A 17,598-nucleotide genomic window follows, 5' to 3' on the forward strand; every position below is an offset into this window, starting at 1 on the left:
GAAGTTATGAAAATAAATAAAATCATATCAGGAGTATTCTCCTTGCTCATATTATCCTCATTCATAGGATGTACTGAAATTGAAGATCATCCGGACGGCCGTACGGATTACAGCGATTTGTTTACCACGAACCGTAAAACGTATACTTATATGAATCAATGTTATGGATGGATTCTGAATTACGGAATGAACTATAACTATACCATGCTAGCTGGTTGTACGGATGAAGCCAAAGATTCCTGGGAACTACAGAACGGAGTTACCCGCAAATGGAATGAAGGACAATTATCTCCCTTCAGCAATCCGCTGGAGGGCATCGAAGGAAATCCGGAAAACTACAATTATTATTATCAAGGGATTCGTGCCTGCAACATCTTTCTTGCCAATATTCCTACTGCCAGTGTCTACTCAGAAGATATCCGTAACAGTTTCAAGGCACAGGTACTTACATTACGCGCTTTCTATTATCTTCAATTGGTGAAACGTTATGGAGGTGTTCCCATCATAACAACTCCCGACTACGATTATACCAAGGTTAAAAGAGGTACATTTGGCGAGTGTGCCCGCCAAATATTAGCTGATTGTCAGGCTGCTATTGATATTCCCACTGTTGAAGAATGGGGATGGCGTTCCTTAGATAAGGAGAACTACCGTCACGTTATGACAAAAGCCATCTGTGCAGCCATCCGTTCACAGATATCACTCTATGCAGCCAGTCCTCTGTACAATGACGGAACAATCACTTGGACAGAAGCCGCAGAAATTACTAAAAAGTCTCTGGATGACTGTCTGGCGAACAATTATGAACTTTATAAGAAACAGCCGAATGCTACAGCAGGTTATTCTCCTTATGATGTGTATTTCTATTCGCGCACTGACTTGCCGGTAGTTAATGACAAAGAAACCATTATGGAAGTTGGACAAATGTATATGTGGAATTATGCTGGCCTGCCAACTACCGACGGCCAGACAGATGCCGGTGCGTGTCCGTCGCAAGAGCTACTTGATGCCTATGAAGTTGTGAACGGTGACATGACAGAATCTTATCCTCTGCTCAATTTAGAGAGCCCTTATCTAGATGCCAATCATCTGCAGCCTAACTTGAATTCGGCTGTTCAAGGTCTCTACAATCAAGCCAAACCGTATGAGAACCGTGATCCGCGTCTTAAAGCTTCTATTTATTATGATGGTTCCAAACTAAACCTGGAAACCGGTGCACTACTCTCAACCAAGACAGGAGGAAACTGTGCACTTGATCCCAGTAATGCACGTTACACCTGTACCGGCTATTATACACGTAAGTTCTCGCATTATAAATCCGGACGTTCCGGCAATCTGGATGGCTACTTCAAAGAGTTCCGCCTGGCTGAATTATATTTGAATTATGCAGAGGCAGCTAATGAAGCATCCACTACCGGAACTGTACCCAATGATGCGGTAGACGCAGTCAATGCAGTACGTTCCAGAGTAGGTATGCCAGGCATTCCTTACGGATTATCCTGTGATCAGTTTCGTCTGCGAATCAGGAACGAAAGACGCGTAGAACTTGCTTTTGAAGAACACCGCTTCTTTGATGTACGCCGTTGGAAGATACTGGATCAAACAGATAAAGTAATCACCGGAATGAAAGCAAACTCAGATGGAAGTTACTCCCGTTTTGTAGTAGATAATAACCGAAAAGCATATAGTGAAAAATTCCTATTATATCCAATACCGGGTGACGAAGCAATCCGGTTACAGAATGCTTCAGGAACTAACTGTCAGAATCCGGGCTGGTAATCAAATCTAAAAAATACAGATTATGCAAAAGTGGTTATTAACTATTATTATTGCCATACTTCCTGTTATCACTGCATGTTCTAAAACCGATACGGAAGTATCTGTACCGGAAGAAGAAACAGGAAAGAAAACAGAGATTAAGTTCCTTCAACTCAACTTATGGGTGGAGTGTACCAAGGTGGAGCATGCTCCGGAATATCTGATAGAACAGATTGCTACCCTACAGCCAGACATTGCTACATTTTGCGAATTATATAAAGGTCCACAAGACGATCCCGTGATGCCTAAACTAATGCAAGGGCTTAAAGATAAGGGACTCATCTATTACGATGCACGAATAGACGGAAGAGCGGTCATATCAAAATATCCGATCAAAGAGACAGAACGCATCAACAAATGGATGTTCAAAGCGATTCTGGATGTCAATGGGAAACGAGTGGCCGTTTACCCGGCACATTCAGAGTATCGTTACTACACCTGTTACTATCCCCGGGGATACAATGACGGTAGCGTTAATTGGGATAAACTTCCGGCTCCTATCACTGATGTAAACAAGATACTTGCTGTCTGCGAAGAATCAGACCGTATAGAATCCGCCCAAGCTTTTATCAACAACGCTGCCAAAGAGCTAGAGCAAGGAGCACTCGTGTTTTTTGCCGGAGATCTGAATGAGCCTTCTTATCTGGATTGGCAGGCCGATACAAAAGATCTATTCGATCATCGCGGATGTATCGTCAATTGGGGAACTTCCAAATTGTTGGTTCAACGGGGATATAAAGATGCCTACCGGGTAATTCATCCCGATCCGGTGAAATGTCCGGGATTCACTTTTCCAGCAGACAATAAATCAGTCATTCCAGAGAATCTCTCATGGGCACCGGAGGCAGATGAACGCGAACGAATTGATTTCGTTTACTATTATCCAAATAAAAATCTACAAATAAAAAGTGCCCAGATAGTAGGTCCAACAGGCTCTATTGTACGCGGACAAAGAATAGAAGAACAAACCAAAGATCCAATCATTCCGCCCGTAAACAATCAGTGGCCAAGCGATCATAAAGGAGTGCTGATTACGTTTTATATCAAAGAGTAATTACAATGATTAACAGGATGCAAAAGTGGATATACGTCATTATACTCCTGACCGGATACTCAATAAGAAGTTATACACAGGAGACCATAAATCTCAATATTCCTGTTGAGCAAAACTGGATGTTCGATAACGAACATCCAGTACGCTTCATGCTGGAATTGACATCTGCACAGTCAGATTTTTCGGATAGGATACGCATGGACATTGCAACAGATTTCGGCAATGCTGTATCGTCTACCTTTATAACCTACTCTTTCGGAACAGATTCGATAGCTCCCGGTGGAGGCTTTCGCAGTCGTGCATCAGTCACTCTCACGAATCTCACTCCCAGATTTTACCAGGTTTGTTTCATTGCCGACACCGACACTCTGAAACATTTCTTCTTTGGATACGAAGCCGAACAGATTTTATCCAAACCGGATGGTCCCCCTAACTTAAAAAGATTTTGGAATAAAACCATCACCGAACTTAAACGTGTACACCCTGCCTATAAAATGACACGTCTACCTGAATCTTCGAAGCCAGAGCGTGATGTTTACGAAGTAGAAATGCGCTCGCTTGAAGGAGAAATCTTACGGGGGTATTGGGCAGTCCCTACAGATGGTCAGAGTCATCCGGCCGTAGTGGTTTATCAAGGTTATGATGCCGTCACCTGGATTCCCAGTCCCGACGACTATCCCGGTTGGTGTATCTTGGTCATTCCACCCCGTGGACAAGGCCTCAACAAACCTTATAACCGCTTTGGTGAGTGGATTGCTTTCGGACTGGATTCACCCAAACATTACTATTACAGAGGTGCTTTTGCTGATACAGTCCGCAGTATTGATTTTATTTTTGCTCAGCCATGCTTTGACGGACAAAACCTTTTTGCTACAGGTATTTCGCAAGGTGGAGCGCTCACATTAGCAGCAGCGTCACTCGACCATCGTATTTCCGCAGCTGCGCCTATCGTACCCTTTCTGTCAGACTATCCCGATTATTTCCGTTTGGTTCACTGGCCTGCCAACTTGGTATTCGAAGGAGCTGCCCGGCAGAATATTGACAAAGATAAAATATTCTCATTACTAACTTACTTTGACTTGAAGAATCTGACCGGATGGATCAAATGCCCAGTATTAATGGGATTCGGACTTCAGGACAACATTACACCACCACATACAAATTTTGCAGCATACAATCACATCCGTACACCTAAACGCTGGATATGTTACCCTACATCAGGACACTTTGCAGCTTATGAGAACATGGACTCATGGATTGCTGAAAGTACTCGTTTTTTCAATCAGTATGTAGTGTGGTAATAATCTGAACTGATAAAAACGAAACAGGCACAAACACTATAACAAGAGGTTAGTTAGGTTAGAAACCGGAAGAGTAATTCTGTTAAATAGAATTCTCTTCCGGTGTTTTATAGTTACTTTCTTCTAATAAGATTCACTGAAATCGAATAAAAACAATATATTTGCATAGATGTAAACACCTTAAAAAATAAATTAGTGAGAAAAGTAATTCTTTTATTTCTGCTATTTTTAAGCGTAGCTGGAGTCCGCACACAAGGTCAAAACATCACTTTTAGCCACTTGACCACGGACGACGGACTCTCCCAATTTTCTGTCAATAGCCTTTATATTGATGAACGGGGGATTATATGGATTGGCACGCGTGAAGGACTGAACCGGTATAACGGTAACGATATCAAAAGTTTCAAACTTAATAAAAACGATCCGAACAGTTTGTTCAGCAATACAGTGCTGCGTATCACCGGAAACAAAAACGGGAAGGTATACCTGCTCTGTACGGACGGGGTAGCAGAGTTCGATCTGACCACACAAAGATTCAAAACGTTGCTGCAAGGCAATGTGGATGCTATTTATTTCAACGAGAAATTATATATCGGGAAAAGAGAAGAAGTGTTTGTATATAATGAAAGTACCGGAAACTTCGATCTCTACTATCATCTTGCCGGAAAAGATATCACCCTCTCCTGCCTCCACCTGGACGAAAAGAAAAATCTGTGGATGGGAACTACCAGTAACGGACTTTACTGTTTATCGGGAGACAAAAAGATTTCCCAACCTGTCACAAGAGGTAATATCGCGAGTATTTACGAAGATTCGTCTAAAGAATTATGGATCTGTACCTGGGAAGAAGGACTCTACCGGATAAAAACAGATAGTACCATTGAGAACTTCCGTCATGATCCTAAAAATCCAAACAGTATTTGCACCGATTTCGTAAGGAGTTGCTGTGAAGATAATGCAGGAAATCTGTGGATAGGAACCTTTCACGGGTTAAATCGCTATGAAAAGAGCACAGGTAAATTCCAACTTTACACTGCCAACGCGAACAAACCCGACGGACTTACCCACTCCTCCATCTGGTGCATCGTCAAAGATGAACAAGGAACAATTTGGCTGGGTACTTATTTCGGAGGTGTCAACTATTTCAATCCAGAATATGAAATCTATACCCGTTACAAAACCGGAGATACAGAGAAAGAAGGTCTAAGTAGTCCGATCGTCGGTAGAATGACTGAAGATAAGGACGGAAACCTGTGGATTTGTACCGAAGGCGGCGGCGTGAATGTGTATAACCGGAAGGATAACACCTATCGGTGGTATCGCCACGAAGAGGGCAAAAATAGCATTTCCCATAACAATGTCAAAGCAATCTACTACGACCGGACTAATGAAATCATGTGGATAGGTACACACTTGGGAGGATTGAACAAACTCGACCTGCGTACTAACCGTTTCACAGTCTACCGAATGAAAGCCGGAGACCCAACCTCACTACCTTCGGATATCGTCCGAGACATTGTACCTTATAAGGACAAGCTGGTTGTCGCCACACAAAACGGTGTTTGTCTTTTCAATCCGGCAACAGGCGCTTGCCAACAGCTCTTCAAAGAGACTAAAGAAGGAAGAGGTATTGGCATGGTAGCCAGTCTTTGCATTGATAAAGACGGTACATTGTGGATTGCGGCTACCGGGGAGGGTGTTTATTCTTACCGGTTCGACAGCGGTAAACTTACTAATTATCCACACAATCCCGCTAATCCGAACAGTCTTAGCAACAATAATATCAACAGTATCATGCAGGACAGTAACGGTAATCTGTGGTTCTGCACCTCCGGAAGCGGTCTCGACCGTTACCGTAAGGCAAGTGATGACTTTGAAAACTTCGATGTACAGACAGATGGTTTATCCAGCGACTGTATCTACGAAGTATGCGAATCGTCCATACAGAAAGGAGACTTATTGCTGATTACCAATCAGGGATTCTCACAGTTCAACTATCCAAGCAAGAAATTCTATAATTACGGTACGGAGAATGGATTCCCGTTGACTGCCGTCAATGAAAACGCACTATTTGTGACACATGACGGAGAAGTATTCCTTGGCGGTATTCAGGGAATGATTTCTTTCTGGGAGAAAAAATTACATTTCACTCCCAAATCATATAATATCATTCTTTCCCGCCTGTTTGTCAACGGAAAAGAAGTAGTTCCGGGAGATGAAAGCGGCATCCTGGAACAGTCGATCTGTCATACTCCGGAAATCAGTCTGAAAGCGAATCAATCGATGTTTAGCATCGAATATGCCACTTCCAACTTCATCCCTGCCAACAGAGATGAAATTCTCTATCGCCTGGAGGGTTTCTCAGACGAATGGAACCATACTTACCGGAAGCAAACGCTGATTACTTATACAAACCTGAATCCGGGTAAATATACCCTTGTCATCAAATCACAGAGGGAAGGAATAAAAGAGGCCAGACTGCTGATTATCGTACTCCCTTCATGGTATGAGACATGGTGGGCTTACCTGATTTATACCATTGTCACTATCAGCCTGTTATGGTATCTTATTCAGAACTATAATTCGCGCATCAAACTCCGTGAGTCTTTGAAGTACGAAAAGAAGCATATTGAAGACCTCGAAGCATTGAACCAGTCAAAACTCCGTTTCTTCACTAACATCTCGCACGAATTCCGCACACCGTTAACGCTGATCGTGGGACAAGTGGAAACTTTGTTGCAGGTGCAGACATTTACGCCTAACATATATAATAAGGTATTGGGAATCTACAAGAACAGTCTCCAATTACGGGAACTGATTACGGAACTACTTGATTTCCGTAAACAGGAACAGGGTCACATGAAGATCAAAGTTAGCCAGCACAATCTGGTTAACTTCCTGTATGAGAATTATCTGCTCTTCCTCGAATATGCGAGCAGTAAACAAATCAACTTCAAGTTCAACAAACAGAAGGATGACATTGAAGTATGGTATGACCAAAAGCAGATGCAGAAAGTAATAAACAACCTGCTGTCTAATGCAGTGAAGCATACCAAGGCCGAAGATACAATTTCGATTAATGTATCGCAGGAGAAAGACCATGTCATCATTGAAATAAAAGATACCGGGACAGGTATCGCCGCTGCCGAAATTGATAAGATATTCGACCGTTTCTATCAGACCGAACATCTCAACTCGCTGAATACCGGAGCCGGTACAGGCATCGGACTGGCACTGACAAAAGGTATTGTGGAACTTCATCACGGCACAATCCGGGTAGAAAGCGAACCGGGCAAAGGAAGCAGTTTCATTATCACCCTCAAACTAGGCAAGGAACACTTCACAGAAGAGCAAATAGCGAAAGATGATACGGAAACCATCCAGCAAACAGAGACTATTGTTCCTTCAGTAGAAATAATCCCTGATTCGGAATGGAAAGAAGAAGATAACAAGCGCATCGAAGACGCCAAAATGCTGATAGTGGAAGACAATGAATCTATCAAACAGATGTTAGTCGGTATTTTCGAAACATTCTATCAAGTCAGTACGGCTTCCGACGGAGTAGAAGCATTAGAGATGATACAGAAGGATATGCCGAGCATCATTTTAAGTGATGTCGTAATGCCACGCATGTCGGGTACGGAACTTTGCAAACAGATCAAGACGGACTTTAACACTTGCCATATTCCGGTGGTATTATTAACCGCACGTACTGCTATAGAGCACAATATCGAAGGTTTGAAGATTGGTGCGGATGATTATATCACGAAACCGTTTAATACCAATCTTCTGATTTCCCGCTGCAATAACCTGGTTAATTCCCGCCGGCTATTGCAAGAGAAGTTCAGCAAACAACCACAGGCTTTTGCCCAAATGTTGGCTACCAACCCGATGGATAAGGAGATGCTCGACCGCGCGATGGCCATTATCGAACGTCATCTGGACAATACGGATTTCAACGTTAATATCTTCGCCCGCGAAATGGGTATGGCACGTACGAACCTATTCACTAAACTGAAAGCAGTTACAGGCCAGACCCCGAATGATTTCATCCTAAGCATACGTCTCAAAAAAGGCGCTGTCATGTTAAGAAATAACCCGGAGCTGAATATCACGGAGATCTCTGACCGGATTGGGTTCTCCTCCTCCCGCTATTTCAGTAAATGTTTCAAGGAGATTTATCACGTCAGTCCGCTGGCTTATCGTAAAGGAGAAGAGAGCGAAGAAGAAGGGGACGGAGAAGAAACAGATTAGCAGGCAACTATACAAGCACTCTTGCAAAATAATCTTATATTATTAGGCACGAATCACACGGATTTCACGGATTAAAAAACGATGAGTATGAAAACAACAGCGTTAATCCGTGTAATCCGTGCCTAAATTTATGATATAAACGGTTTCTTAGTCCGGACATCTTCGCCCTAATAAAGAAGGTAACTTCTTAAGTGTACTATTTTGTACTTCACTTGTACATTCCTACTCATTCTTTTTCTTCCATTCGCTTATCTTTGTGTTCATTACATTATTTCCTAAAACATTCAGCATTATGAAAAACGTTTCGCGTCTACTTCCCCTATTGTCCGGCATCGTCACGCTGTCAGGATGCAGTCATGCACCCCAAAAGAGCAATGGGCAGAACAACCAAAAGCCTAACATTATTTATATATTTGCAGATGATCTCGGCATTGGTGATTTAAGCTGTTATGGAGCAACGAAAGTGAGTACTCCCAACATCGACCGGTTGGCAGGACAAGGAGTACAATTCACCAATGCTTATGCAACTTCTGCCACCAGCACTCCTTCCCGTTTCGGACTCCTGACAGGTATGTACCCCTGGAGACAAGAAAACACAGGAATCGCTCCCGGCAACTCTGAACTCATTATCGACACTACCTGCATCACCATGGCAGATATGCTGAAAGATGCAGGATACGCAACCGGTGCAGTAGGCAAATGGCATCTGGGACTCGGTCCGAAAGGTGGAACCGACTTTAACAACCGGATTACCCCTAACGCACAAAGCATCGGTTTTGACTACGAATTTATTATTCCGGCTACCGTAGACCGTGTACCTTGTGTATTTGTAGAAAACGGACATGTCGTAGGACTTGACCCCAATGATCCTATCACCGTAAGTTACGACCACAAAGTCGGCGACTGGCCTACGGGAGAAGAGAACCCGGAGCTCGTCACTTTAAAACCCAGTCAGGGACACAACAATACAATTATCAATGGCATTCCCCGTATCGGCTGGATGACCGGAGGAAAATCCGCCCTTTGGAAAGATGAAGACATAGCCGATATCATCACCCATAAGGCTAAGAATTTCATTGCATCCCATCAGGAAGAACCCTTCTTCTTATATATGGGTACGCAAGACGTACATGTACCGCGCATCCCCCACCCACGCTTCGCAGGCAAAAGCGGACTCGGCACTCGTGGCGACGTCATCCTGCAACTGGACTGGACCATCGGTGAAATCATGCACACACTGGATAGCCTCCACATCGCAGACAACACTATCCTGATCTTTACCAGCGATAACGGTCCTGTTATCGACGACGGCTATCAAGACCAAGCTTACGAACTTCTCAACGGACATACTCCGATGGGTATCTACCGTGGTGGGAAATACAGTGCTTACGAAGCGGGTACACGCGTTCCATTTATTGTCCGTTGGCCTGCCCGGGTGAAGCCGAACAAGCAACAAGCTCTTTTTTCTCAAATAGATGTGTATGCATCGCTCGCCTCACTTTTGGACCAACCTTTACGCAAAGGAGCTGCCCCCGACAGTCAGGAACATCTGAACGTTCTCCTCGGCAAAAATAATACAAACCGTGAGTATGTCGTTCAACAGAATCTCAATAACACACTTGCCATCATAAAAGGTCAATGGAAATACATCGAACCGAGCGACGGCCCCGCCATCGAACATTGGACGAAAATGGAGTTAGGCAACGACAAACAGCCTCAACTTTACGATTTATCCTCCGATCCATCGGAGAAAACGAATGTATCAAAACAACATCCCGACATCGTGAAAGAGTTATCTGAATTACTAGAATCCATCAAAGAGAAATAGTTTATGAGAACAGAAAAATTGTATGATTTTGCACCAATCTTGAATAATTCTATCCATATTAGAATATTCAATCCGTCTATCTTTGCAAGCGTAGATTCAATAAAATCACTTAATTTTTAATATATGAAAAAACATTTATCCACTCAAACTAGAAAAAGGATGCTCTCCTCCATCGGACTGATCTTATTTTCTGTTTCTTTTGTACTTGCACAGGTACTTGTTAAAGGTACAGTGAAGGACAACTTAGGAGAAGGAGTGCCGGGAGCCAGTGTTCAGGTACAAGGTACTTCACAAGGAACAATCACTGACCTTGATGGTAAATTTGCTTTTAACGTACCCAATAAGAATTCAATATTGGTTATTTCTTTCATTGGTTATGTCACTGTAGAAATAAAGGCGGACACTCAAAAGCCAATGGTTATCACATTGAAGGAAGATACAAAGACATTGGACGAAGTGGTAGTAGTCGGCTATCAGGAAATACGCAAGAGAGACCTGACGGGTTCTGTTGCCAAAGCCAGCATGGCAGAACTGCTTAGCACTCCGACTGCTTCTTTCGGCGAGACATTAGGCGGACGTATTGCCGGTGTCAACGTAAGTTCGGGCGAAGGTATGCCGGGCGGACAGATGAACATCGTCATCCGTGGTAACAACTCTTTGACACAGGACAACTCTCCTCTTTATGTCATTGACGGTTTCCCGGTGGAAGACCCCTCCATAGCCGCAGCCATCAATCAGAATGATATCGAGTCACTCGACTTCCTGAAGGATGCCTCTGCTACTGCTATCTACGGTGCCCGTGGTGCCAACGGTGTCGTGATGATTACAACCAAGAAAGGAACAATCGGCCAACCTAAAATTAAATATGACGGAAGTTTCGGTATTCAGCATATCACCAAAACAATCCCGATGATGGATGCCTATGAATTCGTCAAACTACAGGCAGAACGTAGTCCCAAAGATATGGAAACTACCTACTTCATGAATTATGACGGCAAGAAATGGGGATTGGAAGATTATAGAAATATCCCACAATATAACTGGCAGGATGAAATCTTCCGCAGCGCATGGATGCAAAGCCACAATGTCAGCCTGACCGGTGGTTCGGAAGGAGTTCGTTACAACGCTTCTTTATCTTATTATGACCAGGACGGTATCTTGTTGGAATCAAACTACAAGCGTATACAAGGCCGTATGGGCACTACCATTCAAAAAAAGAAACTGAAAATCTATCTGACAACCAACTATTCAAGTACTACAACCACCGGTGGTTCTCCTTCCCAGAACTCATACAGTGGTATGAATAACCTGTTCTACAGCGTATGGGGATATCGCCCCGTGACAGAACCGAACAGACCATTGAATTCGTTGATGGATAATATTATGGACGATGCGATAAACAACACCAACGACTATCGTTTCAACCCTATCATGTCTTTGAAAAACGAATATCGCAAGACGTACGCGAACTATATCCAGTTCAACGGATTTGCAGAATATGAATTTATCAAAGGATTGAAGTTGAAAGTTTCCGGCGGTTACACGTTCGATACCCGCAAAGGGGAAACATTCAACAACTCGAAGACCCGCTATGGTAATCCGAAATCATCCGATAAGGTAAATGCAGAAATCTACCATTCTCAACGTGCAACATGGTTGAACGAAAACATTCTGACCTATCAGACCAATATCAAACGGAAACATTTCTTTAATAGTATGGTAGGTGTAACCCTGCAAAATTCCGACTATGAATACTATTCATACAAGACAGTGCAAATTCCAAACGAAGCACTCGGAATGGCAGGAATGAGTGAAGGAACTCCGAGTACGACCAAATCATTAAAGAGTTCCTGGTCTATGCTTTCCTTCCTGGGACGTTTAAACTACAACTATAAATCATTGTATTATGCAACGGTTTCTTTCCGTTCCGACGGTTCTTCCAAGTTCCGTGGCGATAACCGTTTCGGCTACTTCCCTTCCAGCTCATTGGCTTGGGGATTCATGGAAGAAGATTTTATGAAACCATTGAAACCAGTTGTTTCTTCAGGTAAATTAAGAGCAAGCTGGGGATTGACCGGTAACAACCGTGTAGGCGAGTATGATACATACGCTCTATATCAAATGTTGAAAGATAAAGTCGGAGACTTTATTTCAGTCGGTAGTACTCCAAGTGGCGTATATCCATTTGAAAACAGTCTGACAAGCGTAGGTATGGTACCTACTTCTTTAAGAAATAGAAAGTTGAAATGGGAAACTACCGAACAGTGGAATCTGGGTCTGGACTTGGGCTTCCTTGACGAACGTATCGGATTGACCATAGACTGGTATCGTAAGACGACTCGCGACCTGCTGCTGAATGCATCAACAGCTCCTTCTTCCGGTTTTACCAGTGCGATGAAAAATATAGGTAAGGTACGCAACCAAGGTATTGAGTTCACCTTGAATACTACCAACATTAAAAACCGTAATTTCTCGTGGACCAGTAACTTCAATATAGCCTTTAACAAGAATAAAGTATTGGCATTGGCAGAAAACCAAGTATCCATGCCAACTGCTGCGAAATTTGACCAAAACTATAACTCACAATACAGCTACATCGCCAAAGTGGGTTATCCGATGGGGATGATGTATGGATTCATCTATGAAGGTACATACAAGTACGAAGACTTCGACAAGGTGGGTGATACCTATACATTGAAACGTAATGTTCCATATTTCTCTTCCGAGAGTAATACGCAACCGGGTATGCCCAAATACGCAGACTTGAATGGTGACGGTATTATCGACGATAACGACCGTACTATGATCGGTAACGGTATGCCGAAACATACAGGTGGATTTACCAATAATTTCGAATACAAAGGATTTGACTTGAGCATCTTCTTCCAATGGTCGTATGGAAACGATGTATTGAATGCCAACCGCCTGTTCTTCGAGAACAGTAATAAGACACGCGACTTGAACCAATATGCAAGTTACGCAGACCGTTGGACAACAGAAAACCCGGAAAGTAATATTCCGAGAGCTACCGACTCCGGTTCTAACAAAGTATTCTCTACACGTATTATCGAGGATGGTTCTTTCCTTCGTCTGAAAACAGTATCTTTAGGCTATACACTGCCGAAGCAACTGACCAAGAAATGGAAGATAGACAATGCACGTGTATTCGTTGCCGGTCAGAATCTATGGACATGTACAGGATATTCCGGTTACGACCCGGAAGTATCTATCCGTGAAGGCGCACTGACTCCGGGGCTGGACTTCTCCGCTTATCCGAGAGCCTACTCTATTAGTTTTGGTGTAAACCTAGGTTTCTAATCAATCATCCTTCAAACAATTACGTATATGAAAACAATAAGAATAATTATCATATCACTTCTTGTCGGACTAAACCTGACTTCCTGCGATTTCCTGGAAAAAGACCCGACATATACTACTCCCGAAAACTTCTTCAAAAATGAAGCAGAAGCTACTTCATGGCTGACAGGAACCTATGCTATTCTGGGACAAAGTTCATTTTACGGAAATGAATTCCTATACCTTGTAGGAGGTGACGACCTGGGACACTATGGTGGTGCCAACCGCGGACCTAATAAGAGCGGTTTAATCTGTAACAATGCCAACACAAGTGATCCTACTGTAGCGGCCCTATGGTCTACATTATACGCTGGCGTCAACAGAGCCAATATTTTCCTGGAGAATATTGATGCAGTGCCCGATATGAACGATGATACCCGCAAACAATACAAAGCGGAAGCTCGCTTCTTGCGCGCATTCTATTATTTCACTTTGGTAGAATGTTGGGGAGATGTACCTTTCAAGACTACTTCTACAGAAGATGTTTATAACCACTCTATTCCTCGTACGGACAAACAGACGATTTATGATTTTATCATCAAAGAAATGTATGGTTCTGCCGAAGATCTCAAATCTGCTCAAGATTTGAACTATTTGCCGGGACGTATTTCCAAATCGGCAGCTTGGGGAATGTTGGCACGTGTATATATGTTCAGAGCTGGTGAGCCTAAACGTGACAAGGAAGTGGGTTTAGCCAACAGTACGACTAGTGCCGAGATTACAGAATATTTCAAAAAAGCGAGTTACTATGCACAGCTAGTTAAGAATGAAGGTCATTCACTGACTGCTAAATATTGGGATTTCTTTATCGACATTTGTTCTGATAAGTATAACACTGCTCTCAATAAGGATGGTGCCAAGGCTAATGAAAGTATCTGGGAGGTAGAATTTGCAGGTAACCGTTCAACGGATGTACGTGCAGAAGGTAGAATTGGTAATATTATCGGTATTCAGGGTAAGGACCTTTCTTCCAAAGCGTCCATCACCGGTAAAGGTGACCCGGGTTATGCATACGCTTTTATCTGGAATACTCCTAAACTGCTGGAATTGTATGAAGCAAACGGTGATATTGACCGTTGCAACTGGAATATCGCTCCATTCACTTACACCCAGTCAGCAGGAGAAGGCACTCCGGTAGACGGTCGTGAATTTGTGAAAGGAAAAAGAGATGAAGTGAAACAACAATACTGGGATAAGTCCTTCAGCTATGGTGAAACAGAGCCGGGGTCTACTTACGGTGATCGTGAATCGAAGAACGATGCCAATAAGAACCGTAATAGAGCTGCTGCCAAATATCGTAGAGAATATGAGGCAGACAAGAAGAGCAAGAACGATACTTCCATCAACTTCCCTCTTCTCCGCTACTCTGACATTCTGCTGATGATTGCAGAAGCTGAAAATGAAGTCAACCATGGTCCTAATGATCTGGCTTATGAATGTATCAATGCAGTAAGAGAACGTGCAGGAATCAACAAGCTTGCAGCAAATCTGGATGAAACCGGCTTCCGCAAGGCTATCAAAGACGAACGTGCTATGGAACTCTGCTTCGAATATACACGCCGTTTCGACCTGATCCGTTGGGGAGACTATCACAAACTGATGCAGGAACAAGTGGACAAGGCGCAAGCTGACGAATCCTGGAAATTCGGAACCAATGTATATACTTACTTCAATATTCCGAAGTCTTACAACTATTTCCCGATTCCTGCCAATGAGATAGGATCGAACAGTGCTATCAAAACGAATAATCCGGGTTGGTAAATCCCTTATTAACTTTAAAAAGAAAAGGATATGAAGACAATATATAAAAGTTTGATGACTATCGCTTTTGCCGGACTATGTCTCGCTTCATGCGACAAGGAATTAAAAGAAGACACAACAATGGAAGTTGGTGTGGTGACAGACAGCAATGTCAGCTTCGATGGCAAAACTGTGACTGTAAAGAAAGGAAGTCCGGTAACGTTCAGCTTCGATGGCGACCCTGATTTTATCAGTTTCTTCAGCGGCGAGATAGGGCACGAATACAAACATCGGAACAGAATTGAAATGCAACCGGAAGACGTAGAAAAATGTGAAATCAATTTCTCTGTATTATATGACTATGGTAGTGCGAAAACCATCGAAGGTTCTACTCACATATTAATATCCGATCAATTCGGAGGGATTAGTGGCAACAATGTGGAAAAAGACAAAGAAGCAGTTACTAATTGCGAATGGACAGAACTTGTCAGCCAAGATGAGCTTCCTAAAGCAACCAAAGATACTAAAGACTATTCTTGTCCTTTAATATCTTATCTGGGTAAAGAGATCAGCATTGCTTTCCGTCTTAACCCTCTTGATAATAGCAGCACAATGCCTGTAATACATATTAAGGGCTTACAGCTTAATCTGGAGTTCAACAATGGAAAATCAACTACAATTAATGCAAAGAACTTCGAATTCTCGGCTTTAAATGTAACCTATAATTTAGACGATCTTTCAAAAAACAACACTCATCTTACCAAATTAAAGGAAGCATTAGGTAATAAAAACCTCACACTTGAAGAGATGAAAAGCGCAGAATATGAAGACAAAATAGCATACGCTACTGTAGACGGTAATATTCCTTATTTCTGGAGAATTAACCAGCCAAGCGATTTCGTAACCAGTGGCGGAGCAGCAGGGTATACAAAAGGGGATACTTGGCTTATCTCCAATCCAATCCTCCTCAACGGTTCCTGCAATCCTGACGCTGGTGTAGCGATTAAGAATATCTCGCAGTCGTTGGAGATATACTCACATACCTATGAAGAGGCCGGTACATATACCGCTACCTTCGTAGCCAACAATGCAAACTACGTCCATCAAGGTGGTCAAGTAGTACGTGAACTGACTATAAACGTTGTAGAATAAAAATATATCCCCCAATTTTTCTAACCTTCAATCATAGAAAACGTTTATAAAAATCAGACTTTAATCAATTTAACATCAGAAAGAGAGGGACCGCGAGGTTCCTCTCTTTTACTTTTTCTGTATCTTTGCACAAAAATAAAAATAATGCCAAAGACTCTTCCTATTCATTTTGCCCCATTACAAGGTTACACCGAAGTGTTTTACCGTAATGCTCATGCTGCCTGCTTCGGAGGTATAGATACTTATTATACCCCATTTGTACGACTCGAAAAAGGCGGATTCCGCCATAGAGATGTGCGAGGAATCGAACCCGGGAATAATCAGGTAGCCCATCTGATTCCCCAACTGATAGCCCCTTCTTTTGAAAAAGCAGAAAAAATCTTATCCCTATTCATTGAAAAGGGATATAAGGAAGTCGACATCAATATGGGATGTCCTTTTCCCATGCTGGCTAAACGTCACAATGGTTCCGGCATTCTTCCTTATCCCGAAGAAGTTCAGGCGTTACTTAGCCTGATTACAGAATATCCGCAAATAAGTTTCTCCATCAAAATGAGGTTGGGCTGGGAAGATATGGAAGAATGTCTGAAACTGGCTCCGATTATCAATGAGCTACCCTTGCGACAAGTGGTTATGCACCCCCGCTTGGGAAAACAGCAATACAAAGGAGAAGTTGACCTTAAAGCGTTTGAGGCTTTTCAGAGTGCCTGCAAACATCCGCTCATCTATAATGGAGATATCAATAGTGTAGAAGATATTCACCGCATTCAGGAACAGTTTCCCGGACTAGCCGGAATTATGATAGGACGGGGATTACTTGCCAACCCGGCATTAGCTTTGGAGTATAGACAAAACCGTGCACTCGAGTTCGATGAAATGAGAGAAAAATTGCAATCTATGCACAAATGCGTATACAATCAATATGCAGAACAGTTGGAAGGAGGAGACGAACAACTTCTGAACAAAATGAAAACTTTCTGGGAATATTTAATGCCGCAAGCAGACAGAAAATTACTGAAAGCAATTCATAAAAGCACAAGTCTCAACAAATATAATCAGGCAATCCTTGCCTTTTTTAATCAACGATGAACTGA

General features: G+C 42.8%; 9 protein-coding genes. All 9 read left to right on the forward strand.

The features are described 5' to 3' along the window. Window positions 1-6: 6 nt before the first annotated feature. The 9 genes from DXB58_RS08410 to DXB58_RS08450 all read left to right on the forward strand — a co-directional run bounded on the left by DXB58_RS08410 (window position 7) and on the right by DXB58_RS08450 (window position 17,593). Window positions 7-1,779 carry a RagB/SusD family nutrient uptake outer membrane protein gene (locus DXB58_RS08410; protein ID WP_008776112.1) on the forward strand — a complete coding sequence of 591 codons (1,773 nt, stop codon included), beginning with the start codon at window positions 7-9 and terminating at the stop codon, window positions 1,777-1,779. Between the two features lie 22 nt (window positions 1,780-1,801). Further along, window positions 1,802-2,872, forward strand: a complete 1,071-nt coding sequence (locus DXB58_RS08415) for an endonuclease/exonuclease/phosphatase family protein (RefSeq protein ID WP_004310360.1) — start codon at window positions 1,802-1,804, stop codon at window positions 2,870-2,872. A 5-nt stretch (window positions 2,873-2,877) separates the two neighbouring features. Beyond that, window positions 2,878-4,173, forward strand: a complete 1,296-nt coding sequence (locus DXB58_RS08420) for an acetylxylan esterase (protein ID WP_122136518.1) — start codon at window positions 2,878-2,880, stop codon at window positions 4,171-4,173. A 195-nt stretch (window positions 4,174-4,368) separates the two neighbouring features. Continuing rightward, window positions 4,369-8,427 carry a two-component regulator propeller domain-containing protein gene (locus DXB58_RS08425; RefSeq protein WP_004310358.1) on the forward strand — a complete coding sequence of 1,353 codons (4,059 nt, stop codon included), beginning with the start codon at window positions 4,369-4,371 and terminating at the stop codon, window positions 8,425-8,427. 292 nt (window positions 8,428-8,719) lie between these two features. Further along, complete coding sequence (locus DXB58_RS08430) at window positions 8,720-10,255, forward strand: sulfatase-like hydrolase/transferase (protein WP_122136519.1); 1,536 nt, start codon at window positions 8,720-8,722, stop codon at window positions 10,253-10,255. A gap of 159 nt (window positions 10,256-10,414) precedes the next feature. After that, window positions 10,415-13,573: a TonB-dependent receptor gene (locus DXB58_RS08435; protein ID WP_122136520.1), complete on the forward strand. Its 3,159-nt coding sequence runs from the start codon at window positions 10,415-10,417 to the stop codon at window positions 13,571-13,573. A 27-nt stretch (window positions 13,574-13,600) separates the two neighbouring features. Next, complete coding sequence (locus DXB58_RS08440) at window positions 13,601-15,373, forward strand: RagB/SusD family nutrient uptake outer membrane protein (protein WP_122136521.1); 1,773 nt, start codon at window positions 13,601-13,603, stop codon at window positions 15,371-15,373. A 30-nt stretch (window positions 15,374-15,403) separates the two neighbouring features. Beyond that, window positions 15,404-16,504: a DUF5017 domain-containing protein gene (locus tag DXB58_RS08445; protein WP_122136522.1), complete on the forward strand. Its 1,101-nt coding sequence runs from the start codon at window positions 15,404-15,406 to the stop codon at window positions 16,502-16,504. 144 nt (window positions 16,505-16,648) lie between these two features. Next, complete coding sequence (locus tag DXB58_RS08450) at window positions 16,649-17,593, forward strand: tRNA-dihydrouridine synthase family protein (protein WP_122136523.1); 945 nt, start codon at window positions 16,649-16,651, stop codon at window positions 17,591-17,593. Window positions 17,594-17,598 lie beyond the last annotated feature (5 nt).

Source organism: Bacteroides sp. OM05-10AA, from assembly GCF_003439055.1.
In the GTDB taxonomy this organism is placed as follows: Bacteria; Bacteroidota; Bacteroidia; order Bacteroidales; family Bacteroidaceae; genus Bacteroides; species Bacteroides intestinigallinarum.